Consider the following 25778-nt stretch of genomic DNA (forward strand, 5'->3'; position numbering starts at 1 on the left):
CTTGGGGGGTGTGTTGTCTGTGCCGGCCTCTTCGCGGGTAAACCCGCTCCTACAAGGGGTCGCACAGGATTTGAGGGTTGTGCGATCCCTTGTGGCCCGCGAAGCGGCCGGTACAGGCTAAATCAGGCTTGTTGCTGATCCGCCAGCTGGTCAGCCAGGCGCACGAAGGCTGCCAGGTCGAGCTGTTCAGGGCGCAGGCTGCCATCAACGCCGGCAGCCTCGATGGCGGCGCTGTCCAGCAGGCCTTTCATGGTGTTGCGCAGCGTCTTGCGGCGCTGGTTGAACGCTTCGCGAACGACACGCTCCAGCAGCAGGTGGTCCTTGGCCGGGAACGGCAGCACTTCGTGCGGCACCAGGCGGACGATTGCCGAATCCACTTTCGGGGGTGGGTTGAAGGCACCAGGGCCGACATTGAACAGGTGCTCCACGCGGCAGTGGTACTGCACCATGATCGACAAGCGCCCCCAGTCACCGCCGCCAGGGCCGGCGGCCATGCGCTCGACCACTTCCTTCTGCAGCATGAAATGCATGTCGCGGATCAGCCCGGCGTGGCTGAGCAGGTGGAAGATCAGCGGGGTGGAGATGTTGTAGGGCAGGTTGCCAACCACCTTGAGGCTGCGCGGCGGCACGCCCAGCTGGTTGAAGTCGAACTTCAGGGCGTCGCCCTGGTGCAGGCGGAAGTTGCTGCGATCAGCGAACTTGTGCTGCAGGATCGGCACCAGGTCTTTGTCCAGCTCCACCACGTCCAGCTGTGCGCCACTGCCCAGCAGGCCTTCGGTCAGGGCGCCTTGGCCCGGGCCGATTTCCAGCAGGTGTTCGCCGGCCTTGGCGTTGATGGCACGCAGGATGCGGTCGATGATACCGGCGTCGTGCAGGAAGTTCTGGCCGAAGCGCTTGCGCGCCCGGTGTTGGTATTGCTCGTTCATGGTCGGTTCTCGGCCATCTGGTAGGCGGTTTCCAGTGCGACGCGCAGGCTGCCGGTGTCGACTTTGCCAGTGCCGGCCAGGTCCAGGGCGGTGCCGTGGTCAACCGACGTGCGGATGATTGGCAGGCCCAAGGTCACGTTCACTGCTGCGCCGAAGCCTTTGTACTTGAGTACGGGAAGGCCCTGGTCGTGGTACATCGCCAGCACCGCATCGCAGTGCTCCAGATATTTGGGGGTAAACAGGGTATCGGCCGGCAGCGGCCCGCGCAGGTCCATGCCTTCGGTGCGCAGGCGGGCCAGGGTCGGCTCGATGATGTCGATTTCTTCGCGGCCCAGGTGGCCGCCCTCGCCCGCGTGCGGGTTGAGGCCACACACCAGGATACGCGGGTTGGCAATGCCAAACTTGTCGCGCATGTCGGCATGCAGGATACGGGTTACACGTTCGACGCGCTCTGCAGTGATAGCGTCGGCAACATCACGCAGTGGCAGGTGCGTGGTCACCAGGGCCACGCGCAGGCCGCGGGTGGCCAGCATCATTACCACTTGTGCGGTGCGGGTCAGTTCGGCAAGGAATTCGGTATGCCCGGAAAAGGCGATACCGCTTTCGTTGATCACACCCTTGTGCACCGGGGCCGTGATCATCCCGGCGAAGTGCCCGTCCAGGCAGCCTTGCCCGGCGCGGGTCAGGGTTTCCAGCACGAACGCTGCGTTGGCCTTGTCGAGCTGGCCTGGCACCACCGGGACCGCCAAGGGGGTATCCCAGACGTACAGGCTACCTGCGGGTGCCGGGAGGTCAGGCCATTGGCCCGGGGCTACCGGCAGCAGGCTGACGGCCAGCCCCAGCTGCGTGGCCCGCTCGGCGAGCAGGTCACGGCTGGTGATGGCGATCAGGGGGTGGGGCTGGGCGTCTGCGGCGAGCAGCAGGCACAGGTCGGGGCCTATGCCGGCCGGCTCGCCGGGTGTGACGGCGAAGCGCAGGGGCTTCACTGGGCGGCCTGGTCAGCGCCAGGCAGCTTGATTTCAACGTAGGCTTCATCGCGGATCTGGCGCAGCCAGGTTTGCAGCTCTTCGTCGTACTTGCGGTTGCGCAGTACGCTCAGGGCCTGCTGTTCGCGAGCCTGCTCGGTGCTGTCGGTGGCGCGGCGGCCCAGCACTTCCAGAACGTGCCAGCCGTACTGGGTCTTGAACGGTTTGGTCACCACGCCTTGCTGGGCATTGGCCATCTGTTCACGGAACTCCGGTACCAGGCTGTTCGGATCGACCCAGTTGAGGTCGCCGCCGTTGAGTGCCGAACCCGGGTCTTCCGAGAAGCTCTTGGCCAGTTCGCCGAAGTCTTCGCCGTTCTTGATCCGATCGTACAGGCGCTCGGCCAGCTGCTGGGTGGCCGCCTCGCTGCGGATCTCGCTTGGCTTGATCAGGATGTGGCGTACATGCACTTCGTCACGCAGTACGTTCTCGCTGCCGCCGCGCTTCTCCTCGAGCTTGAGGATGATGAAGCCGTTGGGGATGCGAATAGGCTGGGTAATTTCGCCCACCGGCATGCTGCTGAGCATCTTGGCGAAGTCGGGTGGTAGCTGACCGGCTTTACGCCAGCCCATCTCGCCGCCTTCCAGGGCGTTTTCGCTGGCCGAGTTGGCAATCGCCATCTGGCCGAAGTCAGCACCCTGGCGCAGTTGCTGGTACACGTCACCGACCTTGCGCGCAGCCTTCTGGATATCGTCCGAGTTGGCGGCTTCCGGGGTCGGGATGAGGATGTTGGCCAGGCGGTACTCTTCCGACATCTGCATCTTGCCCAGGTCCGAGGCCAGGAAGTTCTTCACTTCCTGCTCGGACACCTGAATGCGTTCGGCAACGCGGCGTTGGCGCACGCGGCTGATGATCATCTCGCGCTTGACCTGCTCGCGAGCGTCGTCGAACGACAGGCCGTCATGGGCCAGCGCCGCGCGGAACTGGTCCAGCGACATGCCATTGCGCTGGGCAATGGTGCCAATGGCCTGGTTCAGCTCTTCGTCGGTGATGCGGATGCCAGAGCGCTCGCCGATCTGCAGCTGCAGGTTCTCGACGATCAGGCGTTCCAGTACCTGCTGTTCCAGAGCGCTGGTCGGCGGCACGCCGCCGCCGCGCTTGGCGATGGTTTGCTGGACCTCATGGACACGCTGGTCCAGCTGGCTTTGCATGACCACGTCGTTGTCGACGATAGCCACCACGCGATCAAGAGGTTGCACCGCGGCATGCACCGCGCCACTCAGCAAAGCGACGCCCAGCAACACTGGGCGCAGACGATCAATAAGCTTGGTCTTCACGTTCACGGTAACCTTGAATGCCTTGGTCGAGGAAAGACTCGACCTTGTTGCCAACTACGCCGCCGAGGCCTTTCAGGACGATCTGAAGGAAGACACCGTGGTCGCCTTTTTCGTTCTGTGGAAGGGCCTGGCTGAAATCGTCGTAGTCGATCCAGTAACGGTTGATCAGGCGCAGCTTCCAGCAGCAGTTGTCGTATTCGAAACCACCCATGGCTTCCAGGGTACGGTTGCGGTTGTAGTCATGCTGCCAGCGAGCGATTACGTTCCACTGCGGCACGATCGGCCAGATGACCGAGAAGTCGTGCTGCTGGATCTTGTAGTAATCCTTGATGTAGTTCGGATCGCCCGGGGTGCCATAGTCACCGCCGCCCACTTTCCAGGTACCCGTGGTCGAGTCGTAGGCAATGGTGTCGTTACGGTAGCGATAACCGAGGTTGACGATTTTGTTCGGGTTGTCTTCAGGCTGGTAGTGGAACATCGCGCTGCCCGAGCGGGTGCTGCGGCTGTCCGGGTCCCAGTTGAAGTCCGAATTGAGGCGCCAGTCGCGGTTGAAGTAGTAGTTGTACACCAGGGCGTATGGCGATACATCGGACTGCGCGTCCTTGCGGGTGCGGTAGTCGATGCCTGGCAGCTGGACCTTGCGGTCTTTGAAGTAGTAGGCCTGGCCGATGCTGAAGTTCTGGCGCTCGAAGCCGTTCTCCTCGATCCAGCGGGTGGTCACGCCCAGCGACAGCTTGTTCTCGTCGCCGATGCGGTCGGTACCACTGAAACGGTTGTCACGGAACAGCGAGTCGTAGCTGAACAGGGTTTCACCCGTGTCGAACAGCGGGATGTCCATCTGGTCCTTGTACGGGACATAGAGGTAGAACATGCGCGGTTCGAGGGTCTGGCGGTAGTTGGTGCCGAACAACGAGGTGTTGCGGTCGAAATACAGGCCGCTGTCGACGCTGAAAATCGGGATATCGCGGTTCAGGTTGCTTTTGTAGTCGCCGAACACGTCCAGTGTGTCTGCGTTCGCGGCAGCAATGTCGCTCTTGCCCTTGCTATCCAGGTCAAGGTCGTAATGGGTATACATGTACTTCAGCTTCGGCGTGATGTAGCCGTAGCTGGCCTCCATCGGCAGGCTGATGGACGGGGCGACGTTCAGGCGGGTACCGTTGGCACGCGCTACACCGAAGATATTTTCGTCAAGACGACGACCGGGTACGCCGGCGCTGGCGTCTGGATTGCCATCTTCGTCCAGAACGAAATCGTCCTTCAGGTCACGATCAAAACGAACAGCTTCAGTCTCGTACCCAAGGTTCAAACCGCCAGGCTGGAACGGCAGCGTACCGTTCAGGGTCAGCTGCGGCAGGCGATCATACGGCGTGATCTGCGAGATGGTCGCCATCTCGTAGGCATGCACATTCAACCGCGCGGTGTAGCTGTCGCCGCGGTAGGTCAACGCACCCTGCTGGTTCAGCAGGTCGCGGCTTTCCACGCCAATCTGGTCGGTTTCCAGGTCCTGGAAGTAGAACGGGTCGCTGATGTCGGTGTAGTCCACCTCGGTCATCAGGCGTTCGTCCAGGCCACCCTTGTGCTGCCAGTTGACCATCCAGCGCTGATCTTTGTAATCCGTCTGATCTTTGCGGTCGTCGTTCTTGTCGTTCAGGTAGGCGCCGCCGAACTGGCCTTCGCTGGAAGGTGTCAGGTAGCGGAACTCGCCTTCCATCAGCAGGCCGCGCTTGGCCATGTAGCGCGGGTACAACGTGGCGTCGTAGTTAGGCGCCAGGTTGAAGTAGTACGGCGTGACCAGCATGAAGCCGGTGTCGCTGCTGGTGCTGAACGACGGCGGCAGGAAACCGGACTGGCGACGGTCGTCAATCGGGAAGTAGATGTACGGTGTATAGAACACCGGGAAATCCTTGACCCGTAGCGTAACGTTGGTCGCAGTACCGAAACCGGTGGCCGGGTTCAGGGTGATGTTGTTGCCCTTCAGCTGCCAGGCGTTGCTGCCCGGTTCGCAGGTGGTGTACGTACCGTCTTTGAGGCGGATGATGGCGTTTTCGCCACGCTTGGCGTACAGGGCACTGCCGCGGATGTGCGACTTGTGCATCACGTATTCGGCGTTGTCGACCTGGGCTTCGCCAGTGTCGAGCTGGATCTGGGCTTCGTCACCGACCACCAGCGAACCGTTGTCACGGATCTTGACGTTGCCCTTGAGCTCGCCACGGTTTTCGGCCTGGTAGAGGTTGGCCTCGTCGGCTTCGGCCTGCATGCTGCCCTGGCGCATCACCACGTCACCGGCGAGGGTAGCGACCTGCTGCTCCTGCTGGTACTTGGATACCTTGGCATTGATGTAGGTTGGCGACTCGTCCTTCGGCGTGGTGTCGGCCATGCCCGGGCGGGTTGGCTCGATATACGCGCCACCGCAGTACGGGCCGGTTTCAGCCAGCTGCGCGGCGGTGAGCTTTTCACGCGGAACCCAGTCCAGGTGGCTGTAGTCTTCGCTGCGCGACTTCAGACCACGGCCCTTGGCCTCGGTAACCAGCACGGGCCGGTCCGCAGTTTCGGCTTCGCCCGCCGCTTCGGTACCGGAGCTGACGGCTGCACCTTCGTGCACCGGGCGCGGTGGCAAGTTGTTGACTGGGGTTTTGGGCTTGCAGTCCCAACCACCGGCGGCGGACACTTGGCAGTCGAACTGTTCGGCTGCCACTACGTATGAGGTGGCCAGAGGTTGCAGGGCCAGCAGACCGCCGGTTACCAGCAACGGAAACTTTCTACGAAACGCGGGGGATTTCAATGCCATCTTATTAGTCCGGGCTTCCTGCGTGCCATCTGCCCGCGTGTGGGGCCGCACGCCTCTCGATGGTCTGAAAAAGATGCTGGATAATAAAGCATGACCCGCTTGACGGCTAGGGCCGTCGGAGACCCTTGCAATGCCTGAACACGATGTACGCCTGCAACAACTGACGGTCTGGCTCGATGAGCAGCTCAATGATCTTTTCCGTGACAACGCCTGGGGCGAGGTGCCTGCAGGCAGCTTGACCGCTGCCAGCAGCGACGCCAGCTTCCGCCGCTATTTCCGCTGGCAGGGCGCTGGCCACAGTTTCGTCATCATGGATGCGCCCCCCCCGCAGGAGAACTGCCGACCGTTCGTCGCCATCGACCACCTGCTGGCCAGCGCTGACGTGCATGTGCCGCTGATCCACGCCCAGGACCTGGAACGCGGCTTTTTGCTGCTTGGGGATCTGGGCACTCAGACATACCTTGACATCATCAATGCCGACAACGCCGATGGCCTGTTCGCCGACGCCATCGATGCCCTTCTGAAGTTCCAGCGTTTGCCGATGGACGCGCCGCTGCCCAGCTACGATGACGCCCTGCTGCGCCGTGAAGTGGAACTGTTCCCCGAATGGTACGTTGGGCGTGAGCTGGGCCTGACCTTCACCGAGGCACAGAAGGCCACCTGGCAGCGCGTCAGCCAGTTGCTGATCGACAGCGCCCTGGCGCAACCCAAGGTGCTGGTACACCGTGACTACATGCCGCGCAACCTGATGCAGAGCACCCCCAACCCTGGTGTGCTGGACTTTCAGGATGCGGTATACGGCCCGGTCACCTACGACATTACCTGCCTGTTCAAGGACGCCTTTGTCAGCTGGCCGCAGGCGCGGGTCGAAGGCTGGCTGAGCGACTACTGGCAGCAGGCGCAGGCGGCTGGCATCCCGGTGCACGCCGAGTTCGAAGCCTTCCACCGCGCCAGTGACCTGATGGGCGTGCAGCGGCACCTGAAGGTGATCGGCATCTTCGCCCGTATCTGCCACCGCGACGGTAAGCCGCGTTACCTGGGCGACGTGCCGCGTTTCTTCGCCTATATAAATGAAGTGATCGGTCGCCGGCCCGAATTGGCGGAGCTGGGTGAGCTGATTGCCGAGTTGCGGGCCGGAGCGCGTGCATGAAGGCCATGATCCTGGCTGCGGGGAAGGGCGAGCGCATGCGCCCGCTGACCCTGCACACCCCAAAACCGTTGGTCCCGGTCGCCGGCCAGCCGCTGATCGAGTACCACCTGCGCGCCCTGGCGGCAGCGGGCGTGACCGAAGTGGTGATCAACCATGCCTGGCTTGGCCAGCAGATCGAGGACCATCTGGGCGACGGTAGCCGCTTCGGCCTGAGCATCCGCTATTCACCTGAAGGTGAACCGCTGGAAACCGGCGGCGGCATCTTCAAGGCCCTGCCTTTGTTGGGTGAGGCGCCGTTCCTGCTGGTGAATGGCGATGTGTGGACCGACTACGACTTCGCGCGTCTGCAGGCTCCCCTGCAAGGCCTGGCTCACCTGGTGCTGGTCGACAACCCTGGCCATCACGGCCGCGGTGACTTCCGCCTGATGGGCGAGCAGGTCGTTGACGGCGATGACGCGCCAGGCACGCTGACCTTCAGCGGCATTTCGGTGCTGCACCCGGCGCTGTTCGAAGGTTGCCAGGCGGGTGCCTTCAAGCTGGCACCGTTGCTGCGCCAGGCGATGGCGGCCGGCAAGGTATCTGGCGAACACTACCGTGGGCACTGGGTGGATGTTGGCACGCTTGAACGCCTGGCCGAGGCTGAGTCTCTGATTGGCGAGCGCGCCTGACATGTGGTGGCCAGGCACGGTGATTGGTGTGAGTGCCGGTTTTGCCGTTGCGAGCATACCGGGTGCCTTGCTCGGTGCGTTGCTTGGGCAGGCCATTGACCGCCGGCTGCGCTTGCAAGGCTGGGAAGACATGCGCGAACGCCTGGGTGGGCGCCCCGCATTACGCGACGACGAGTTGTTGTTCGTGATGCTCGGGCGTCTGGCCAAGTGCGATGGCCGGGTAGCCGAGCAGCATATCCAGCAGGCGCGTCAGGAGATGGTGCGCCTGGACCTGGCCGAGGCAGCCCGGCTGCGCGCCATCAATGCGTTCAACCGTGGCAAGGCGGGCAAGGACCGGCTTGGCGGGCACCTGCGGCGCATCAGTCAGCAGCCCCACGCGGCGGAAGGTACCTTGCGGGCCTGTTGGCGCATGGTCTGGGCTGACGGCAAGATGGGCAACAAGGAGCGTGAGCTGCTGCTCGACTGGGGGCAGAAGCTGGGCATGAGCCGACGCCAGGTGCAGGCTATGTCGCTGGAGTACGAGCCGCGCAAGGCCACGGGCGCAGAAAGCGTGCCCATGACCTACGCGGCAGCGTTGCGCTTGCTGGCGGTGGACGCAGACACCGACACCGATAAGGTCAAGCAGGCGTATCGTCGGCTTGTCAGTCGGCATCACCCGGACAAGCTGGCGGGTACTGGTGCCAGCGAGGCGCAGGTGCGTGAAGCGACCGCACGCACCCGTGAGTTGCACCAGGCCTATGCCATGATCCGCAAGCGGCGCGGCCTTTGACGCCCCGCCACAAGGATCAAGCCGAACTCAGCCCTGAGGGCTCATCCACCCCCGCACCCGGCGGAACAATTGCTCTTGTTCCGCCGCTTTGTTTGCTGGCATGGCAATCAATGACAATTGTCGGTACTGGCTATCCTTCTGCCGCTTGCTGGCCTGCAGCCGTTGCTGGGCTGCGTTGCGGTCAGCGCTGCGGGTGGCGTAGTAGATATCGGCCGTGGGTACCTTCAAGGTTGGGGCCAGGCTTTCCAGGTCCTGCTCCACCCGTGCAGGGGTCTGTGCAGCGACCATCACCAGTTTTTGTACCTGCGGTGGCTGCTTCTCGCTCAGGTAGCGCGCCGCCCAATATGCACCGCTACCATGGCCGATCAGTACGATGCTGCGGGCATTGTGTTGTTGGGCGAACGCCACGGCGGCATCCAGGCGGGCGAAGATGCGTTCGGCATCTGCCGGGTCGGCCTGCTCGCTGGCTTGTTCGGCATCGGTGCTTTCTGCTGTATCGGCATCGGCCGCGGTGGCTTGGGCCACGTTGGCGTTGGCGTCGGCCGGCACGTCTTTGACCGGTGCGCTTTCGCCTTTGTCTGGCGCAGGCGCTACCGGTGGTGTGGCTTCGACCCGTGCTTGCGGGCTGTCTGCGAGCAGGTCGGGCAGGCTGATGCTCAGGCTGTGCCAGCCGATATCCGGGAATTTTTGCCGCAGTGGGCCGACTGCATTTGGCCAGTCGGCCGTTTCGCCTGCACCGGGGACAATGATCACCGCCCCTTGCGGATCGTTGTCGTTGGCCGGCTTCCACAGGGCCAGGAAGCTGTCGGCACCGGCCTGCAGGGTCTGCTGCTCAGCCTTGGGCAGCAGCCGCTCCAGTGCCAGTGCATCCTCCTGGCTGCGTTCCAGCAAGGGTGGGCGTGGGGCCTCGGCAGCCGGTGCCATGGTATTTGCAGGTGGTTTTTCGGCATCGGCGGCCAGGGCGCCGAGTGGAAGGACCGAGGCCAGGCAGCACATTGCCAGCGTCGTGCGATAAAGTGTGGACATGAGTCAACCCAAGGCCAGAATGAAACCGGCAGCCTAATAGTATTTGCCCGTGACGGCCATGCTGCATGGCCGTCTTTGCCAAGTCGAGCGTATAGATGAAGCGAGTGCGTCGCCTGTTGGTTATCGGCTGCTTGTGGCTGCCCTTGATTGCCTGGGCCAAGCCCGAGGCAATGCCAACTGTGGTGCTGGAGCCTGACCAGCAGCAGTGGCTGGACACCCACCGCAGCCTGCGTGTCGGCCTGGTGTTGCAGGCGCCCTACGCCCAGTTCGACCGGCGTCTGCAGCAACTGTATGGGGCCAATGTGGAGCTGGTGAACAGCCTGGCGCAGGCGCTGCGGCTGGACCTCACCTGGCGTAACTTCAGTGACCAGGCCAGTTTGGAACATGCCCTGCAAAGCGGCGAAATCGACTTCGCCCCTGGCCTTACCCAGACGCCAGCCAGCCTGCGCCTGTGGCTATTTAGCGACCCGTACATGCGCGTGCCACAGCTGGTGGTGGGGCCGCGCACCGGGGCCATGGCCGTGGAGCTGGAAAAGCTTGAAGCCGAGCAACGCGTGGCGGTGCGCATGCCCAGCCCGCTGGCGGATTACCTGCGCGGCAACTACGGCAACCTCAACCTGCAGGGGGTGCCCGACGATCGTGAGGCCTTGCAACTGGTGGTAGGTGGCCAGGCCAGTTTCGCCGTGCTGGATGAAGCGCAGCTCAGCCGCCTGTCCCGCGAGAGCGAGTTCGGTGAGCTGGCGGTGGTTGGCGATATTGGCCTGCCGCAGCTGTTGCGTATCGGTTCGCGGCGCGACTGGCCGCTGCTGGCCGATGTACTTGAACGTGGCTTGCAGGCAGTGCCGGCCAAGGAGCTGGAACAACTGCATCAGCGCTGGTTGCAGCCGAAGTACCCGCGCCTGAGCGAGTCGCCGGGCTTCTGGCAGAACATGGCCTTGCTGTTCGGTCTGTTGCTGTTGTGTGCCTTGGCCACGCTGGTGTGGCAACGCCGTCAGCAACGCCAGCTGGAGCGCAGCCTGTTGGCCGCGCGGGAAAGCCTTGTTGAGCGCCAGGTGCGCGAAGAGGCGTTGCGCCTGAGCCAGTTCGCCATCGATCAGAGCACCGTGGGTATCCTCTGGGTCAACTGGGACAGCCATGTGCGTTACGCCAACCATGCCGCCGAGCGCATGTTGGGCTACAGCGAAGGGGCGTTGCTGGAGCGGCCGCTGAGCGACTTCGAGCCGAGCCTGAACATGGACCGTTGGCTGGAGCTGTGGAAAGGGGCGCGGACAGGGGCGGGGGGTGTCGGTCAGTTTGAGACGCAATGCCGGCGGGCTGATCAAAGCTTGCTACCCGTGGAGCTGTCACTGAGCTTTCTGCGCTTTCGTGATTCCGAATATCTGGTGGTCTACCTCGCCGATGTCACTGAGCGCCACCGTGCCTTGGCGGCCCTTCGCGAAAGCGAGGCGCGGCTCAAGGGCATTGCTGGCAACGTACCAGGGTTGGTGTTTCGCCTGGAACGTGACCCAGCCGAGGGCGATCTGGAGTTCCCCTATATCAGTGAGGGTAGCGAGGCATTGGTGGGTTATGCACCCAGCGAGATCCAGCACCCGCAGATGGGCCTGCGCAACCTGGTGCACCCCGAGGACCGTGCTGATTATCACAAGGTGCAGGACCTGGCCCTGGCCAGCGACCAGGACTGGTCCTGGCAGGGGCGCATCCTCACCCGGCAGGGCGAACAGCGCTGGGCCGATATCAAGGCTAGCGCCCGGCATCTGGGCAACGGCCAGGTGGTGTGGGACGGTGTAGTCTGGGACATCACACAGGGCAAGCGGGCCGAGCTGGCGCTGGCAAAGTCCCAGGAGCAGCTGCGCGAACTCTCGGCCCACCTGGAGAGCGTGCGTGAAGAAGAAAAAGCCCGTATCGCCCGGGAAGTGCATGATGAGCTGGGGCAGATGCTGACCGTGCTCAAGCTGGAAGTGTCGATGTGCGAGCTGGCCTATGCCGAGCTGGACCCTGGCCTGAATGATCGCCTGGCGAGCATGAAACGCCTGATTGCCCAGTTGTTCCAGTTGGTCCGCGATGTCGCCACTGCCTTGCGTCCGCCGATCCTCGATGCCGGCATTGCCTCGGCCATCGAATGGCAGGCGCGGCGTTTCGAGGCACGCACGCAAATCCCCTGTCTGGTGCAAGTGCCCGATAATCTGCCAGCATTGAGTGATGCCAAGGCCACCGGGCTGTTTCGTATCCTCCAGGAGGCGCTGACCAATGTGATGCGTCACGCCCAGGCGCACAGCGTAGAGATTGAGCTGGTACGTGAGGGCGGACAGTTGCGCATGACGGTCAGTGATGATGGCCAAGGCTTTTGCCGCGAGCAGACCCGGCCTACCTCGTTTGGCCTGGTGGGTGTGCGCGAGCGGGTGCTGATGCTGGGGGGGAGCATGACGCTGGAAAGCGAGCCGGGCGAAGGCACCAGCCTGAGCGTGGCCATTCCATTGGAGTAGGAGAGCAATCGTGATTCGAGTACTGGTGGCCGAAGACCACACCATTGTCCGTGAAGGCATCAAGCAGTTGATTGGCCTGGCCAAGGACATGCAAGTGGCGGGGGAGGCCGGTAATGGCGAGCAGTTGCTCGAAACCCTGCGCCACACACCGTGCGAGGTGGTACTGCTGGACATCTCGATGCCGGGTGTGAACGGCCTGGAGGCGATCCCGCGTATCCGTGCGTTGCACGATGCTCCAGCGATCCTGATGTTGTCGATGCATGACGAGGCACAGATGGCGGCGCGGGCGCTGAAGGCCGGTGCGGCGGGCTATGCCACCAAAGACAGTGATCCGGCGTTGTTGTTGACAGCGATTCGTCGGGTGGCCGGTGGCGGGCGTTATATCGACCCGTCGCTGGCCGACCGCATGGTGTTCGAAGTAGGCCTCACCGAATCCCGGCCGTTGCACACATTGCTCTCGGAGCGGGAGTTTTCGGTGTTCGAGCGCCTGGCCCAAGGCGCCAACGTCAACGACATCGCCCAGCAGTTGGCGCTGTCGAGCAAGACCATCAGCACCCACAAGGCACGCCTGATGCAGAAGTTGAAAGTGAACTCGCTGGCGGAGCTGGTGAAGTACGCCATGGAGCACAAGCTGGTCTGATTGCGACATACGGGTGCCCGAAACTTCCCGAATCCTCTGTGGGAGCGGGCATGCCCGCGAACGAGCCTGGCCTGCTGATCTCTATGGCTGAGCCGGCCTCTTCGCGGGCATGCCCGCTCCCACAGGTTTCGTGGTTGGCTCGCAAGGGCATTCCAATCCCGCCATCCTTGTAGGGCGATCCCTACAACAAATCTTCCATCCGGATGATGGCATTCTCTCAGTACCCCCGATTTTCGGGCGCTTGCGTCTCTTCTACTCTTTTGCCTACGCAGTCATCCAACAAGAAGGTGCAGGCATGAGCGAGGCGAAGTCGAACGCTGCAACCGGCGAAACGCTGGTCAGCTTCCGTGGTGTGCAGAAGAGCTACGACGGCGAGTCGCTGATCGTCAAAGACCTCAACCTGGATATCCGCAAGGGCGAGTTCCTCACCCTGCTTGGCCCGTCCGGCTCGGGCAAGACCACCAGCCTGATGATGCTGGCGGGCTTCGAGACCCCCACCGCCGGTGAAATCCAGCTTGGCGGCCGCTCGATCAACAACGTGCCGCCGCACAAGCGTGATATCGGCATGGTGTTCCAGAACTACGCGCTGTTTCCGCACATGACCGTGGCCGAGAACCTGGCCTTTCCGCTGACCGTGCGCAACCTGAGCAAGACCGACATCAGCGAGCGGGTCAAACGTGTGCTGAACATGGTCCAGCTCGACGCTTTCGCCAAACGCTACCCCGGCCAGCTGTCTGGCGGCCAGCAGCAGCGTGTGGCGCTGGCCCGGGCATTGGTGTTCGAGCCGCAACTGGTGCTGATGGATGAGCCACTTGGCGCGCTGGACAAGCAGCTACGCGAACACATGCAGATGGAGATCAAGCACATTCACCAGCGCCTGGGTGTAACCGTGGTGTACGTGACCCACGACCAGGGCGAAGCGCTGACCATGTCCGACCGCGTGGCGGTGTTCCACCAGGGCGAAATCCAGCAGATCGCCGACCCGCGCACGCTGTACGAAGAGCCTTGCAACACCTTCGTCGCCAACTTCATCGGCGAGAACAACCGCATCAGCGGCACCCTGCTGGCCAGCGATGGCAAACGTTGCCAGGTGCAGTTGCCTCGCGGTGAGCGGGTCGAGGCGCTGGCGGTGAATGTCGGCCAGGCCGGCGAGCCGGTGACCCTGTCGATACGCCCGGAACGCGTGCGTCTGAACGGCCACAGTGAAAGCTGCGTGAACCGGTTCTCTGGCCGGGTGGCCGAATTCATTTACCTGGGCGACCACGTGCGGGTGCGTCTGGAGGTTTGCGGCAAAGGCGACTTCTTCGTGAAGCAGCCTATTGCCGAGCTCGACCCGGCGTTGGCCGTGGGCGATGTAGTACCGCTGGGCTGGGAGGTGGAGCACGCCCGCGCGCTCGATCCGATTGCCGAAGCCCATTGATGGATTGCTTCACCAACCCTGTACTGTGGAGAGAATAATAATGCGCAAGCAGTTGAAACTGACCGCCCTGGCTTTGGGGCTGTTCACCGCTGGCCAGGCCATGGCCGCAGACCTCACCGTGATCTCGTTCGGGGGCGCCAACAAGGCTGCCCAGGTCAAAGCGTTCTACGAACCCTGGGAAAAAGCGGGTAATGGCAAGATTGTCGCGGGTGAGTACAACGGCGAAATGGCCAAGGTCAAGGCGATGGTCGACACCAAGAGTGTGTCGTGGAACCTGGTAGAGGTTGAGTCGCCAGAGCTGGCGCGCGGCTGCGACGAGGGCATGTTCGAAGAGCTCGATCCAGCCCTGTTCGGCAATGAAGCCGACTACGTGCCTGGTGCCATTCAGCCTTGCGGCGTGGGCTTCTTCGTCTGGTCCACGGTCATGGCCTACAACGCCGACAAGCTCAAGACCGCCCCCACCAGCTGGGCCGATTTCTGGGACACCAAGCAGTTCCCGGGCAAGCGCGGCCTGCGCAAGGGCGCCAAGTACACAATGGAATTTGCACTGATGGCCGACGGCGTTGCGCCCAAGGACGTCTACAAAGTGCTGGCAACCAAGGAAGGCCAGGACCGCGCCTTCAAGAAACTCGACGAACTCAAGCCCAGCATCCAGTGGTGGGAAGCGGGTGCACAGCCACCGCAGTTCCTGGCCTCTGGCGACGTGGTCATGAGCTCTGCCTACAACGGCCGTATTGCCGCTGTGCAGAAAGAAAGCAACCTCAAGGTGGTGTGGAACGGCGGCATCTACGACTTCGATGCATGGGCAATTCCTAAAGGCGCCAAAAACGTCGAAGAGGCGAAGAAGTTCATCGCCTACAGCGTCAAGCCCGAGCAGCAGAAGATCTACTCCGAAAACATCGCCTATGGCCCGGCCAACTCCAAGGCCGTGAGCCTGCTGTCGGACGAAGTGAAGAAAGACATGCCGACCACGCCTGAGAACATTGCCAACCAGGTGCAGATCGACGTGGCGTTCTGGGCCGACAACAGCGAGCAGCTGGAGCAACGCTTCAACGCCTGGGCGGCGAAGAAGTAAACGTCCAGTGTGTGGGGCCGCAAAGCGGCCCCCAATTCAGCCTGTATTGCGGAGTTCGCCATGGCCATTGCAGTGCCCCTCAACGAAGGCGCAGGTTCAAGTCTCAAGCAGCGCCTCAAACACGCCGAGCGGGTCAACCGCTGGAAGGCGCAGGCGTTGATCGCGCCGCTGGCGCTGTTTCTTCTGCTGGTGTTCCTGGTGCCGATTGCGGCGCTGCTGTACAAGAGCGTCGGCAACCCTGAAGTGGTCGGCGGCCTGCCGCGCACGGTGGAAGTCATCAGCCAGTGGGATGGCAAAAGCCTGCCAGGCGAGGACGTTTACAAGGCGCTGAGCCAGGATTTGGCCGAGTCGCGCAAGAACCAGACCCTTGGTGACCTTTCCAAACGCTTGAACATGGAGCTGGCCGGTTACCGCAGCTTGTTGACCAAGACTGCCCGTGCACTGCCCTTCAAGGCTGAGCCTGCCTCTTATAAGGATGCGTTGCAGGCTGTCGACGAGCGTTGGGGTGACCCGGCTTATTGGCAGGCGATCCGCCGCAATACCAGTTCGGTGACTTCTTTCTACCTGCTGGCCTCAGTGGACCATCGCATCGATGACCTTGGTGAGCTGGCCAAGGCCACCCCGGACCAGGCCATTTACCTGGACATTTTTATCCGTACCCTGTGGATGGGGGTGGTGATTACCACTATCTGCCTGGTACTGGCCTACCCACTGGCCTACTTGTTGGCCAACCTGCCGACCCGGCAGAGCAACCTGCTGATGATTCTGGTGCTGTTGCCTTTCTGGACATCGATCCTGGTGCGGGTGGCGGCCTGGATCGTGCTGCTGCAGTCGGGCGGGCTGATCAACAGCGCGCTGATGGCCATGGGCATCATCGACCAGCCGCTGGAGCTGGTGTTCAACCGCACAGGTGTCTACATCTCGATGGTGCACATCCTGCTGCCGTTCATGATCCTGCCGCTGTACAGCGTGATGAAGGGTATTTCCCCGAGCTACATGCGTGCGGCGATCTCGCTGGGCTGCCACCCGTTCGCCAGTTTCTGGCGGGTGTACTTCCCGCAGACTTACGCCGGTGTTGGCGCCGGTTGCCTGCTGGTGTTCATCCTTGCCATCGGTTACTACATCACCCCGGCGCTGCTGGGTAGCCCCAACGACCAGATGGTCAGCTACTTCGTCGCCTTCTACACCAACACCAGCATTAACTGGGGCATGGCCACCGCACTGGGCGGGCTGTTGCTGCTGGCGACCGTGCTGTTGTACCTGATCTATAGCTGGCTGGTCGGCGCCAGCCGTCTGCGCCTGAGCTGAGGAGCCTGTCATGCTGAGCCCATACATGTCGCCCGTGGAGCGGGTCTGGTTCTACAGCCTGCGTATTCTCTGCGGCTTGATCCTGCTGTTCCTGATCTTGCCAGTGCTGGTGATCGTGCCGCTGTCGTTCAACAGTGGCAGCTTCCTGGTGTACCCGCTGCAGGGCTTCTCGCTGCAGTGGTATCAGGACTTCTTCGGCTCGGCCGAATGGATGCGGGCGTTGAAAAACAGCATCATCGTTGCCCCAGCGGCCACGGTGCTGGCCATGGTGTTCGGCACGTTGGCGGCCATCGGCCTGACCCGTGGCGATTTCCCCGGCAAGTCGCTGGTGATGGCGCTGGTGATCTCGCCCATGGTGGTGCCGGTAGTGATCATCGGGGTGGCCAGTTACCTGTTCTTCGCCCCTCTGGGCATGGGCAACAGTTTCACCTCGCTGATTCTGGTGCATGCGGTACTGGGTGTGCCGTTCGTCATCATTACCGTGTCGGCGACGCTACAGGGGTTCAACTACAATCTGGTGCGTGCGGCGGCCAGCCTGGGAGCCTCGCCTCTGCTGGCTTTCCGTCGGGTGACCCTGCCGCTGATCGCGCCCGGTGTCATCTCGGGCGCCCTGTTTGCCTTTGCCACCTCGTTTGACGAGGTGGTGGTGACGCTGTTCCTCGCCGGGCCGGAACAGGCAACTCTGCCGCGGCAGATGTTCAGTGGTATTCGCGAGAACCTGAGCCCGACCATTGCCGCGGCGGCGACCTTGCTGATTGCGTTCTCGGTGTTGTTGCTGCTGACCCTGGAATGGTTGCGTGGGCGTAGTGAGAAGCTGAGGACTCAACAGCCAGCTTGATGATGGGTTGCCTGTGCCGGCCTCTTCGCGGCTAAAGTCGCGGAGGCCGGCACAGGTTGCGCTGGTCGACACCAATTGATACCAATCAGCCTTCATCGCTTTCCCTGAGTTACAATGCGCGCCACCGTGACTCTGCCAACAGGTGCGCCATGCAGCCCTACGCTATTGCCCCCTCCATTCTCTCTGCCGATTTTGCCCGCCTGGGTGAGGACGTCGACAAGGTATTGGCTGCGGGTGCAGACATCGTCCACTTCGATGTCATGGACAATCACTATGTCCCCAACCTGACCATCGGTCCGATGGTTTGCACCGCTCTGCGCAAGTACGGCGTTACTGCGCCGATCGACGTGCACCTGATGGTCAGCCCGGTTGACCGCATCATTGGCGACTTTATCGAAGCGGGTGCCACCTACATCACCTTCCACCCTGAAGCCACGCAGCACATCGACCGTTCGCTTCAGCTGATCAAGGATGGTGGTTGCAAGGCCGGCCTGGTGTTCAACCCGGCCACCAGCCTGGACGCCCTGAAGTATGTGATGGACAAGATCGACATGGTGCTGCTGATGAGCGTCAACCCAGGCTTCGGCGGGCAGAAGTTCATCCCCGGCACCCTCGACAAGCTGCGCGAAGCGCGTGCGCTGATCGACGCCAGTGGCCGTGATATCCGTCTGGAGATCGATGGTGGCGTGAACGTCAACAACATCCGCGAGATCGCTGCCGCTGGCGCCGATACCTTCGTGGCCGGCTCGGCGATCTTCAACGCCCCGGACTACCAGGAAGTGATCGCCAAGATGCGCGCCGAACTGGCCCTGGCCCGCCCATGAGTGGCTTCGAGCAGCTGTTCCCGGGGGAGCTGCCAAGGCTGGTAATGTTCGATCTGGACGGTACCCTGATCGATTCCGTGCCTGACCTGGCCGCCGCCGTGGACCGCATGCTGCTCGAACTGGGGCGCCCGCCTGCTGGCCTTGAGGCAGTGCGCCACTGGGTTGGCAATGGCGCCCAGGTGCTGGTGCGCCGCGCGTTGGCGGGCGGCATCGACCATGCCGACGTGGACGATGCGCTGGCAGAACAGGCGCTGGCGCTGTTCATGGACGCTTATGCCGAAAGCCATGAACTTACCGTGGTCTACCCCGGTGTGCGCGACACCCTGCGCTGGCTGCGCAAGCAGGGCGTGGAGATGGCGCTGATTACCAACAAGCCTGAGCGCTTTGTTGGCCCACTGTTGGACCAGATGAAGATCGGTAATTTCTTCCGCTGGATCATTGGTGGCGACACCCTGCCGCAGAAAAAGCCCGACCCGGCGGCGTTGCTGTTCGTCATGCAGATGGCCGGTGTCACCCCGCAGCAGTCCCTGTTTGTCGGTGATTCGCGCAGTGACGTGCAGGCGGCCAAGGCGGCTGGCGTGCAATGCGTGGGCCTGACCTACGGCTATAACCATGGCCGGCCGATCGACGACGAATCCCCCAGCCTGGTAATCGACGACCTGCGCGCATTGCTGCCCGGTTGCGCAGACCCGGCCACTGGGATAACGTTGGCGGACCTTCAAGCCTCACAAGACAGAGAGTCCACCGTGGCGGTTACTGGCAAATTCTGGATGAAAGTCATCAAGGCCTTGGCCCGTTGGCGTTGGCGCGCCTGACTTCAGCCTGCCGGCGTGTGCCGGCCCGTCCGTTTGCCTGACCTATTGCTGCTTGCCACGAGACCACTCATGAACCGCGAAGAATTCCTGCGCCTGGCCGCTGCCGGCTACAACCGTATTCCCTTGGCCTGTGAAACCTTGGCCGACTTCGACACGCCGCTGTCGATCTACCTGAAACTGGCTGACCAGCCCAACTCGTACCTGCTCGAATCGGTGCAGGGCGGCGAGAAGTGGGGCCGTTACTCGATGATCGGCTTGCCATCGCGCACCGTGATGCGTGTGCATGGCTACCATGTCAGCATCCTGCACGATGGCGTCGAGGTGGAAAGCTGCGAGGTCGAAGACCCGCTGGCATTCGTTGAAACCTTCAAGGACCGCTACAAAGTTGCCGATATCCCCGGCCTGCCGCGTTTCAATGGCGGCCTGGTTGGCTACTTTGGCTACGACTGCGTTCGTTATGTAGAAAAGCGTCTGGGCGCCAGCCCCAACCCGGACCCGCTGGGCGTACCGGATATCCTGCTGATGGTGTCCGACGCGGTGGTGGTGTTCGACAACCTGGCGGGCAAGATGCACGCCATCGTGTTGGTCGACCCCGCTGAAGATCAGGCCTTCGAACAGGGCCAGGCACGTCTGCAAGGTTTGCTGGAAACCTTGCGCCAGCCAATCACCCCACGCCGCGGCCTGGACCTGAGCGGCCCGCCGGCGGCCGAGCCGGCGTTCCGCTCCAGCTACACCCGCGAGGATTACGAAAACGCCGTCGGTCGTATCAAGGAATACATCCTGGCCGGGGACTGTATGCAGGTGGTGCCGTCGCAGCGCATGTCGATCGACTTCAAGGCTGCGCCTATCGACCTGTATCGCGCGCTACGCTGCTTCAACCCGACGCCATATATGTACTTCTTCAACTTCGGTGACTTCCATGTGGTCGGCAGCTCGCCCGAAGTGCTGGTACGTGTCGAGGACAACCTGGTCACCGTGCGCCCGATTGCCGGTACCCGCCCGCGTGGTGCGACCGAAGAGGCCGATCGTGCGCTGGAAGACGACCTGCTGTCGGACGACAAGGAAATTGCCGAGCACCTGATGCTGATCGATCTGGGCCGCAACGATGTCGGCCGTGTGTCTTCGACCGGCAGTGTGCGCCTGACCGAGAAGATGGTGATCGAGCGTTACTCCAACGTGATGCACATTGTTTCCAACGTTACCGGCCAGCTGCGTGAAGGCCTGACGGCGATGGATGCACTGCGGGCGATTCTGCCGGCTGGCACCTTGTCGGGTGCGCCCAAGATCCGCGCGATGGAGATCATCGACGAGCTGGAACCGGTCAAGCGTGGGGTTTACGGCGGTGCTGTCGGCTATTTTGCCTGGAACGGCAACATGGATACCGCAATTGCCATTCGTACTGCGGTGATCAAGGATGGCGAGCTGCATGTGCAGGCCGGTGGCGGCATCGTTGCCGACTCGGTGCCGGCGCTGGAATGGGAAGAAACCATCAACAAGCGCCGGGCGATGTTCCGTGCAGTGGCGTTGGCAGAGCAGACTTCCGCCAGATAAATTGATTGGGGCTGCTGCGCAGCCCATTCGCGGGTAAACCCGCTCCTACAAGGTTGTGTAGGAGCGGGTTCACCCGCGAAAGGGCCGGGCCTGCTGGCCAATTTCTACCTGCCGTTCACCGTTGCCGCCGCCACCGTATTCGCGGGTAAACCCGCTCCTACAAGGGATGCGCAAGCCTCAGGTATACGGGGCCGTCGTAGGAGCGGGTTCACCCGCGAATGGGCCGGGCCTGCTGGCCAATCTCCACCCGCGGTTCACCGTTGCCGCCGCCACCGTATTCGCGGGTAAACCCGCTCCTACAAGGGATGCGCAAGCCTCAGGTATACGGGGCCGTCGTAGGAGCGGGTTTACCCGCGAATGGGCCGCAAAGCGGCCCCCAGCAATTCAGAAGTCCGCGCTAACCCCCACGCTAACGCCCTGCTGCGTCAACTCATCACTCTTGCGCCAATTGTAGTTCCCGCGCAAATGCACCCCTGCCACCAGTTCATGGCTCACACCCAGGCTCGCCCGGGTCAGGTCGCTGTGCGGCGTATACCCGGTCAGGGTGAAATCATTCGCCGGCAAGCTGGTCAGGTGCATCGTCACATCCTGCTCGTCGTCCTCAAACTCATGCTCCTGCGCCACCTCGGCAAAAAGCCGGGTATTTGGCTGTACCTGCACACTGCCCAACAACCCCACGCCCAGGCGACGTGACGTGCGCTCCTGGTCATCGAAGCCAAGCGCCGTCGAGCGCCCGCTCTTCTCTTCGTAGCCATCCACCTTCACCCGCGCATAGTCGGCACTGATGAAAGGTGCCAACTGCCAGTTGCTGGTGTCGGCCGCCAGGTTGTAGCCCAGCCGCCCGGACATTGCCCAGGCCTCGCCGTCGGTGTCGCCTTTTTCACTGCGGTCATTCACGCCCAGGGCGAAGGTACGCTTGAGGTCGCTGTAGTCCAGGTGCCCGGCGGTCAGCGCCGCGTCGGCCCACCATCGGTCCTGACGGTATTGGGCAAAGGCGCTGGCCATATAGCTGTTCAGCTTGTAGTCCGAATCCTGTTCGCCAGCTTCCAGCTTCTGCCGGTACGCACCGCCGGCCAGGCCCAGGCGCCAGGCGTCGTTCAGGCGATAGCTGCCGCCCACGGTCAGGTTGTAGCCGCGGCCGTCACCGCTGGCCGCGCTGCGCTGGCCGTCGAAGTCCAGGTCCTGAGCGCCACTGGCGACAAAGGCTTGCCATTGGCCAACGGCTTGCCAAGGCGTCTGCCACTGATTGCGCAACTCATCCTGATGAGCCCGCAGGCTGGCGTGGGCCATTTCCGGTAGCAGGGTCAGTTCCCAGGGGGCTGCGAGGATCGAGTAGGCGTAATCGGCAATCAGCTGCTGACCCGCGATGGTCGGGTGGACCGAGTCGTTGAACAGCAGTTTGGTCGGGTCTGGCGTTGTGCCGTTGATACCGTACACCGGGTTTTCCACGCAGCTATCACCGCTGTAGCAGGTACCGACCAGGTTCTGGTCGCTGGCCAGGCCGAACTGACTGGGGCTGGACAGCGCCTCGCTCAACAGCACAGGGATGTTCAGTGGAATGATCTGGGCATCGATCTGCCCTAGCTGGCTGATCAGTGACTGGTTGAACGCAGCGGAGAGCAGTGACAGTGGGTTTTGCTGTGGCGTGCCGCTGAAATTGGGCGTTTGGCCGAGGTCAGGTAGCAGCCAGACCATGATGTAGCGCGCGCCTCCTTGCTGAAGGGCTTGGGCGCTGGCAGCCAGGCGGGCGCCGGCGGCTACGGCGTCGGCCGGGCTATTCACCAGGCCCTGCAGGAAGTCGTTACCGCCACCTGTCAGGTAATACAAGGCATTTGGGTCGGCGCGCAGGCCGTTGGCCAGGTAGCCGGGGCGCTCGCGCAGCACCAACCCGGCATTGGGGTTTCCTGGTGGGATGACGGTCTCGGACGTTGTCGTGATCGAGTCCAGGATCTGTTGGGTGGTGTACCCGCCAACTGCCCAGTTATTACCATCGGGCTGGATGCCTATGGATGTCGACGGGTTCAGGTCGCCAGGCGCGACGCCCAGGCGGCCACCGAGGATCATCGGTGACACCGGAGCGAAGTTGCCGTCGGCATCGCGGTTGGTGAAACGCGCGCCTGGGGTACCGCCGCTCAGGTCGGGAAACTGCCCTGCATCGGCGAGGCTGTCGCCAAACACGATGAGGGTTGAATAGGGCGAAGGGCCGGCCAACGCCTGGCTACAGGCCAAGGCCAGTGAAGCGAGGGTAAAGCGCAATAACGGGGCTTTTCGCATCAGGGAACATCCTTTTCTTTGTTTTTATCAGGACAACCCCATCGACCTTAGCAAATCGTAGTGCTTCGCTCCCAAGTCCATTCGTTTCCCCGTGTTTACAGGCATATTGCGCCCGTCGCCCCGGTAGGCTACTGTGCCGGGACGTATGAGCGAGACCTATCCTGTGTTGATCGTCAGCAAACTCTTGATGCGCGTAATCAAGGCCCACGCCCGTTGGCGTTGGCGCGCCTGACTTTATCTCCTGCCGGCCCGCCCGGCCCGCCCCCGTTTGCCTTCTCGTTTACCGCCTGTTGTGGCAAAGCCGCGCCTGTGGCTGGTGCAGGAAGGTTCGAATCATGAAGTCAGTAGATTCAAGAGGTTTAACACCATGTTACTGATGATCGACAATTACGACTCATTCACTTACAACGTCGTTCAGTACCTTGGCGAGCTGGGTGCCGAGGTCAAGGTCATTCGCAATGACGAATTGACCATCGCTCAGATCGAGGCCCTCAACCCTGAGCGCATCGTCGTATCCCCGGGCCCATGCACCCCAAGCGAGGCGGGCGTGTCCATCGAGGCCATCCTGCATTTCGCCGGGAAGTTGCCAATCCTCGGCGTATGCCTGGGCCACCAGTCAATCGGGCAGGCCTTTGGCGGCGACGTTGTACGTGCACGCCAGGTCATGCACGGCAAGACCAGCCCGGTATATCACCGCGACCTGGGCGTGTTCGCCAGCCTTAACAACCCGCTGACCGTGACCCGTTACCACTCGCTGGTGGTAAAGCGTGAAACCTTGCCCGACTGCCTGGAAGTGACCGCCTGGACCTCCCATGCCGACGGTTCGGTCGATGAGATCATGGGCCTGCGCCACAAGACGCTGAATATCGAAGGGGTGCAATTCCACCCTGAGTCGATCCTGACCGAGCAGGGCCACGAACTGTTCGCCAACTTCCTCAAGCAGACCGGCGGCCGCCGTTAAGGATCGAACATGGATATCAAGAGTGCGTTGAGCCGTATCGTCGGCCAGTTGGACCTTACTACCGAAGAAATGCGCGAGGTCATGCGCCAGATCATGACCGGTCAGTGCAGCGAGGCGCAGATAGGCGCTTTCCTGATGGGCATGCGCATGAAAAGCGAAAGCATCGACGAAATCGTCGGTGCGGTGTCGGTGATGCGTGAGCTGGCCGAAAAGGTCGAGCTGCAAAGCCTCGATGGTGTCGTCGATATTGTCGGGACCGGCGGTGATGGCGCCAACATCTTCAACGTGTCCACCGCTTCGTCTTTCGTCCTGGCGGCGGCGGGTTGCCCCGTGGCCAAGCATGGTAACCGCGCAGTATCGGGCAAGAGCGGCAGTGCCGACCTGCTGGAAGCTGCCGGCATCTACCTGAACCTGACGCCGACTCAAGTGGCACGCTGCATCGACAGCCTGGGCATCGGCTTCATGTTCGCGCAAAGTCACCACTCGGCCATGAAACATGCCGCTGGCCCACGTCGAGAACTGGGGTTGCGCACCCTGTTCAATATGCTCGGCCCGCTTACGAATCCGGCCGGAGTGAAGCACCAGGTGGTCGGTGTGTTCGCACAAACCCTTTGCCGCCCGCTGGCTGAGGTGCTGCAGCGCCTGGGGAGCAAGCATGTGCTGGTCGTGCACTCGAAGGATGGTCTGGACGAGTTCAGCCTGGCTGCGCCCACCTTCGTTGCCGAACTGAAAAACGGCGAAATCACTGAATATTGGGTAGAGCCGGAAGACCTCGGCATGAAGAGCCAGAGCCTTCATGGCCTGGCTGTCGAGAGCCCTCAGGCTTCGCTGGAGTTGATCCGCGATGCGCTGGGCCGGCGCAAGACCGAGGACGGTCAGAAGGCCGCCGAGATGATCGTGCTTAATGCCGGCGCGGCGCTGTATGCCGCTGACCATGCCATGAGCCTGAAAGCCGGTGTAGAACTGGCCCATGATGTACTGCACACCGGCTTGGCCTGGGAAAAGCTGCAGGAATTGGGTGCCTTTACTGCAGTATTCAAGGTGGAGAACGAAGCATGAGTGTGCCGACGGTGCTGGAAAGGATCATTGCCCGCAAGTTTCAGGAAGTGGCCGAGCGCAGTGCGCGCGTCAGCCTCGCCGAACTGGAGGGCCTGGCCAAGGCCGCTGACGCCCCGCGAGGCTTCGCCAACGCGCTGATCGAGCAGGCCAAGCGCAAGCAGCCAGCGGTGATTGCCGAAATCAAGAAAGCGTCGCCAAGCAAGGGCGTGATCCGCGAGCACTTCGTGCCAGCGGAAATCGCGGTCAGCTACGAGAAGGGCGGGGCCACCTGCCTGTCGGTGTTGACCGATGTCGATTATTTCCAGGGTGCCGATGAGTACTTGCAGCAGGCCCGCGCGGCGGTTTCGCTGCCGGTGATTCGCAAGGACTTCATGGTCGACCCTTACCAGATCGTCGAAGCCCGGGCCCTGGGCGCAGATTGCGTACTGCTGATCGTGTCGGCGCTGGATGACGTGAAGATGGCTGAACTGGCGGCCACCGCCAAGGACGTCGGCCTCGACGTGCTGGTAGAAGTGCACGATGGCGATGAACTGGAGCGCGCGCTGAAAACCCTGGATACACCGCTGGTTGGGGTGAACAACCGCAACCTGCACACCTTCGAAGTCAGCCTGGAAACCACCCTTGACCTGCTGCCGCGCATTCCGCGTGACCGTCTGGCGATTACCGAAAGCGGTATTCTCAACCGGGCCGATGTGGAGCTGATGGCAATCAACGAGGTTTACTCGTTCCTGGTGGGAGAGGCGTTCATGCGCGCCGAGCAGCCTGGCCTGGAATTACAGCGGCTGTTCTTCCCCGAGCAGGTGAAGAAGACTGTTCAGCAACTGGACTGATCAAATGAAGCCGGCGTTTTTGCCGGCTTTTTTGTACCTGTAATGGCCGTGTCGCGGGCAAGCCCGCCCCC

General features: G+C 62.4%; 21 protein-coding genes. 15 read left to right on the forward strand and 6 right to left on the reverse strand.

All coding sequences use genetic code 11. The features are described from left to right. Positions 1-122: 122 nt before the first annotated feature. From rsmA to REH59_RS01935, 4 genes are read right to left on the reverse strand one after another with little or no spacing between them, the layout of a single operon-like run. Entirely contained in the window at positions 123-926 is an 804-nt protein-coding gene (rsmA, locus tag REH59_RS01920) for a 16S rRNA (adenine(1518)-N(6)/adenine(1519)-N(6))-dimethyltransferase RsmA (protein WP_003255558.1), read from the reverse strand. Next, positions 923-1912 carry a 4-hydroxythreonine-4-phosphate dehydrogenase PdxA gene (gene pdxA, locus REH59_RS01925; RefSeq protein WP_014860204.1) on the reverse strand — a complete coding sequence of 330 codons (990 nt, stop codon included), beginning with the start codon at positions 1910-1912 and terminating at the stop codon, positions 923-925. The genes rsmA and pdxA overlap by 4 nt, the downstream gene beginning before the upstream one ends. Next, complete coding sequence (gene surA / locus REH59_RS01930; protein WP_019750284.1) at positions 1909-3234, reverse strand: peptidylprolyl isomerase SurA; 1326 nt, start codon at positions 3232-3234, stop codon at positions 1909-1911. The genes pdxA and surA overlap by 4 nt, the downstream gene beginning before the upstream one ends. Beyond that, positions 3209-6016: an LPS-assembly protein LptD gene (locus tag REH59_RS01935; RefSeq protein WP_014860203.1), complete on the reverse strand. Its 2808-nt coding sequence runs from the start codon at positions 6014-6016 to the stop codon at positions 3209-3211. Before REH59_RS01935 ends, surA begins: the two co-directional genes overlap by 26 nt. A 130-nt stretch (positions 6017-6146) precedes the next feature. Here REH59_RS01935 and REH59_RS01940 point away from each other — a divergent pair, with 130 nt between their 5' ends. The 3 genes from REH59_RS01940 to REH59_RS01950 are packed head-to-tail and all read left to right on the forward strand — an operon-like array spanning position 6147 to position 8603. After that, positions 6147-7166 (forward strand): aminoglycoside phosphotransferase family protein, encoded by a 1020-nt coding sequence (locus REH59_RS01940; RefSeq protein WP_014860202.1) that lies wholly within the window; start codon positions 6147-6149, stop codon positions 7164-7166. Further along, on the forward strand, positions 7163-7834 hold the full coding sequence (gene murU, locus REH59_RS01945; RefSeq protein WP_003255553.1) for an N-acetylmuramate alpha-1-phosphate uridylyltransferase MurU: 672 nt from the start codon (positions 7163-7165) through the stop codon (positions 7832-7834). Before REH59_RS01940 ends, murU begins: the two co-directional genes overlap by 4 nt. A 1-nt stretch (position 7835) precedes the next feature. Then, on the forward strand, positions 7836-8603 hold the full coding sequence (locus REH59_RS01950) for a TerB family tellurite resistance protein (protein ID WP_003255552.1): 768 nt from the start codon (positions 7836-7838) through the stop codon (positions 8601-8603). 27 nt (positions 8604-8630) lie between these two features. Here the strand turns inward: REH59_RS01950 and REH59_RS01955 are convergent, their stop codons facing one another. Beyond that, entirely contained in the window at positions 8631-9629 is a 999-nt protein-coding gene (locus tag REH59_RS01955; protein ID WP_014860201.1) for an alpha/beta hydrolase family protein, read from the reverse strand. Positions 9630-9724: 95 nt separating this feature from the next. On the opposite strand from REH59_RS01955, the gene REH59_RS01960 reads away from it, so the two are divergent. The 9 genes from REH59_RS01960 to trpE all read left to right on the forward strand — a co-directional run bounded on the left by REH59_RS01960 (position 9725) and on the right by trpE (position 20583). Beyond that, complete coding sequence (locus REH59_RS01960) at positions 9725-12112, forward strand: PAS domain-containing sensor histidine kinase (protein ID WP_128573657.1); 2388 nt, start codon at positions 9725-9727, stop codon at positions 12110-12112. Between the two features lie 7 nt (positions 12113-12119). Further along, on the forward strand, positions 12120-12752 hold the full coding sequence (locus REH59_RS01965) for a response regulator transcription factor (RefSeq protein WP_173401663.1): 633 nt from the start codon (positions 12120-12122) through the stop codon (positions 12750-12752). 295 nt (positions 12753-13047) lie between these two features. Continuing rightward, entirely contained in the window at positions 13048-14172 is a 1125-nt protein-coding gene (locus REH59_RS01970) for an ABC transporter ATP-binding protein (RefSeq protein WP_003255547.1), read from the forward strand. A gap of 40 nt (positions 14173-14212) precedes the next feature. Continuing rightward, a complete protein-coding gene (locus REH59_RS01975; RefSeq protein WP_010951750.1) occupies positions 14213-15247 on the forward strand; it encodes an ABC transporter substrate-binding protein in 1035 nt (344 codons plus the stop codon). Between the two features lie 60 nt (positions 15248-15307). Next, positions 15308-16555 carry an ABC transporter permease gene (locus REH59_RS01980; RefSeq protein ID WP_003255544.1) on the forward strand — a complete coding sequence of 416 codons (1248 nt, stop codon included), beginning with the start codon at positions 15308-15310 and terminating at the stop codon, positions 16553-16555. A 10-nt stretch (positions 16556-16565) separates the two neighbouring features. Further along, positions 16566-17393, forward strand: coding sequence for an ABC transporter permease (locus tag REH59_RS01985; RefSeq protein WP_003255542.1), 828 nt, complete (start codon positions 16566-16568; stop codon positions 17391-17393). A 149-nt stretch (positions 17394-17542) separates the two neighbouring features. Then, positions 17543-18217 carry a ribulose-phosphate 3-epimerase gene (gene rpe / locus REH59_RS01990; protein WP_003255539.1) on the forward strand — a complete coding sequence of 225 codons (675 nt, stop codon included), beginning with the start codon at positions 17543-17545 and terminating at the stop codon, positions 18215-18217. Beyond that, positions 18214-19032: a phosphoglycolate phosphatase gene (locus REH59_RS01995; RefSeq protein WP_003255538.1), complete on the forward strand. Its 819-nt coding sequence runs from the start codon at positions 18214-18216 to the stop codon at positions 19030-19032. Before rpe ends, REH59_RS01995 begins: the two co-directional genes overlap by 4 nt. 69 nt (positions 19033-19101) lie before the next feature. Next, positions 19102-20583 carry an anthranilate synthase component I gene (gene trpE, locus REH59_RS02000; RefSeq protein ID WP_003255536.1) on the forward strand — a complete coding sequence of 494 codons (1482 nt, stop codon included), beginning with the start codon at positions 19102-19104 and terminating at the stop codon, positions 20581-20583. Positions 20584-20967: 384 nt separating this feature from the next. Here trpE and estP read toward each other — a convergent pair whose 3' ends face one another. Next, complete coding sequence (estP, locus tag REH59_RS02005; RefSeq protein ID WP_014861767.1) at positions 20968-22857, reverse strand: esterase EstP; 1890 nt, start codon at positions 22855-22857, stop codon at positions 20968-20970. A 367-nt stretch (positions 22858-23224) separates the two neighbouring features. Between estP and REH59_RS02010 the strand changes: the two genes are divergently transcribed. From REH59_RS02010 to trpC, 3 genes are read left to right on the forward strand one after another with little or no spacing between them, the layout of a single operon-like run. Beyond that, positions 23225-23818, forward strand: a complete 594-nt coding sequence (locus REH59_RS02010) for an aminodeoxychorismate/anthranilate synthase component II (RefSeq protein WP_004574924.1) — start codon at positions 23225-23227, stop codon at positions 23816-23818. A gap of 9 nt (positions 23819-23827) precedes the next feature. Then, positions 23828-24877, forward strand: coding sequence for an anthranilate phosphoribosyltransferase (gene trpD, locus REH59_RS02015; protein ID WP_003255529.1), 1050 nt, complete (start codon positions 23828-23830; stop codon positions 24875-24877). After that, a complete protein-coding gene (gene trpC / locus REH59_RS02020; protein ID WP_003255528.1) occupies positions 24874-25707 on the forward strand; it encodes an indole-3-glycerol phosphate synthase TrpC in 834 nt (277 codons plus the stop codon). The genes trpD and trpC overlap by 4 nt, the downstream gene beginning before the upstream one ends. The last annotated feature ends 71 nt before the right edge of the window (positions 25708-25778 follow it).

Origin of the sequence: Pseudomonas sp. BO3-4 (assembly GCF_034044115.1) — a bacterium.
Classification (GTDB): Bacteria; Pseudomonadota; Gammaproteobacteria; order Pseudomonadales; family Pseudomonadaceae; genus Aquipseudomonas; species Aquipseudomonas alloputida.

What these genes read in the sequence shown, in the direction of transcription:
- REH59_RS01995 (WP_003255538.1), top strand. Translation starts at nt 18,214, where the DNA reads ATGAGTGGCTTCGAGCAGCTGTTCCCGGGGGAGCTGCCAAGGCTGGTA.
- trpD (WP_003255529.1), top strand. Translation starts at nt 23,828, where the DNA reads ATGGATATCAAGAGTGCGTTGAGCCGTATCGTCGGCCAGTTGGACCTT.
- REH59_RS01955 (WP_014860201.1), bottom strand. Translation starts at nt 9,629, where the DNA reads ATGTCCACACTTTATCGCACGACGCTGGCAATGTGCTGCCTGGCCTCG.
- REH59_RS01940 (WP_014860202.1), top strand. Translation starts at nt 6,147, where the DNA reads ATGCCTGAACACGATGTACGCCTGCAACAACTGACGGTCTGGCTCGAT.
- REH59_RS01980 (WP_003255544.1), top strand. Translation starts at nt 15,308, where the DNA reads ATGGCCATTGCAGTGCCCCTCAACGAAGGCGCAGGTTCAAGTCTCAAG.
- trpC (WP_003255528.1), top strand. Translation starts at nt 24,874, where the DNA reads ATGAGTGTGCCGACGGTGCTGGAAAGGATCATTGCCCGCAAGTTTCAG.
- REH59_RS01960 (WP_128573657.1), top strand. Translation starts at nt 9,725, where the DNA reads ATGAAGCGAGTGCGTCGCCTGTTGGTTATCGGCTGCTTGTGGCTGCCC.
- estP (WP_014861767.1), bottom strand. Translation starts at nt 22,857, where the DNA reads ATGCGAAAAGCCCCGTTATTGCGCTTTACCCTCGCTTCACTGGCCTTG.
- REH59_RS01950 (WP_003255552.1), top strand. Translation starts at nt 7,836, where the DNA reads ATGTGGTGGCCAGGCACGGTGATTGGTGTGAGTGCCGGTTTTGCCGTT.
- REH59_RS01935 (WP_014860203.1), bottom strand. Translation starts at nt 6,016, where the DNA reads ATGGCATTGAAATCCCCCGCGTTTCGTAGAAAGTTTCCGTTGCTGGTA.
- REH59_RS01970 (WP_003255547.1), top strand. Translation starts at nt 13,048, where the DNA reads ATGAGCGAGGCGAAGTCGAACGCTGCAACCGGCGAAACGCTGGTCAGC.
- rsmA (WP_003255558.1), bottom strand. Translation starts at nt 926, where the DNA reads ATGAACGAGCAATACCAACACCGGGCGCGCAAGCGCTTCGGCCAGAAC.
- murU (WP_003255553.1), top strand. Translation starts at nt 7,163, where the DNA reads ATGAAGGCCATGATCCTGGCTGCGGGGAAGGGCGAGCGCATGCGCCCG.
- trpE (WP_003255536.1), top strand. Translation starts at nt 19,102, where the DNA reads ATGAACCGCGAAGAATTCCTGCGCCTGGCCGCTGCCGGCTACAACCGT.
- rpe (WP_003255539.1), top strand. Translation starts at nt 17,543, where the DNA reads ATGCAGCCCTACGCTATTGCCCCCTCCATTCTCTCTGCCGATTTTGCC.
- REH59_RS01985 (WP_003255542.1), top strand. Translation starts at nt 16,566, where the DNA reads ATGCTGAGCCCATACATGTCGCCCGTGGAGCGGGTCTGGTTCTACAGC.
- REH59_RS01975 (WP_010951750.1), top strand. Translation starts at nt 14,213, where the DNA reads ATGCGCAAGCAGTTGAAACTGACCGCCCTGGCTTTGGGGCTGTTCACC.
- REH59_RS02010 (WP_004574924.1), top strand. Translation starts at nt 23,225, where the DNA reads ATGTTACTGATGATCGACAATTACGACTCATTCACTTACAACGTCGTT.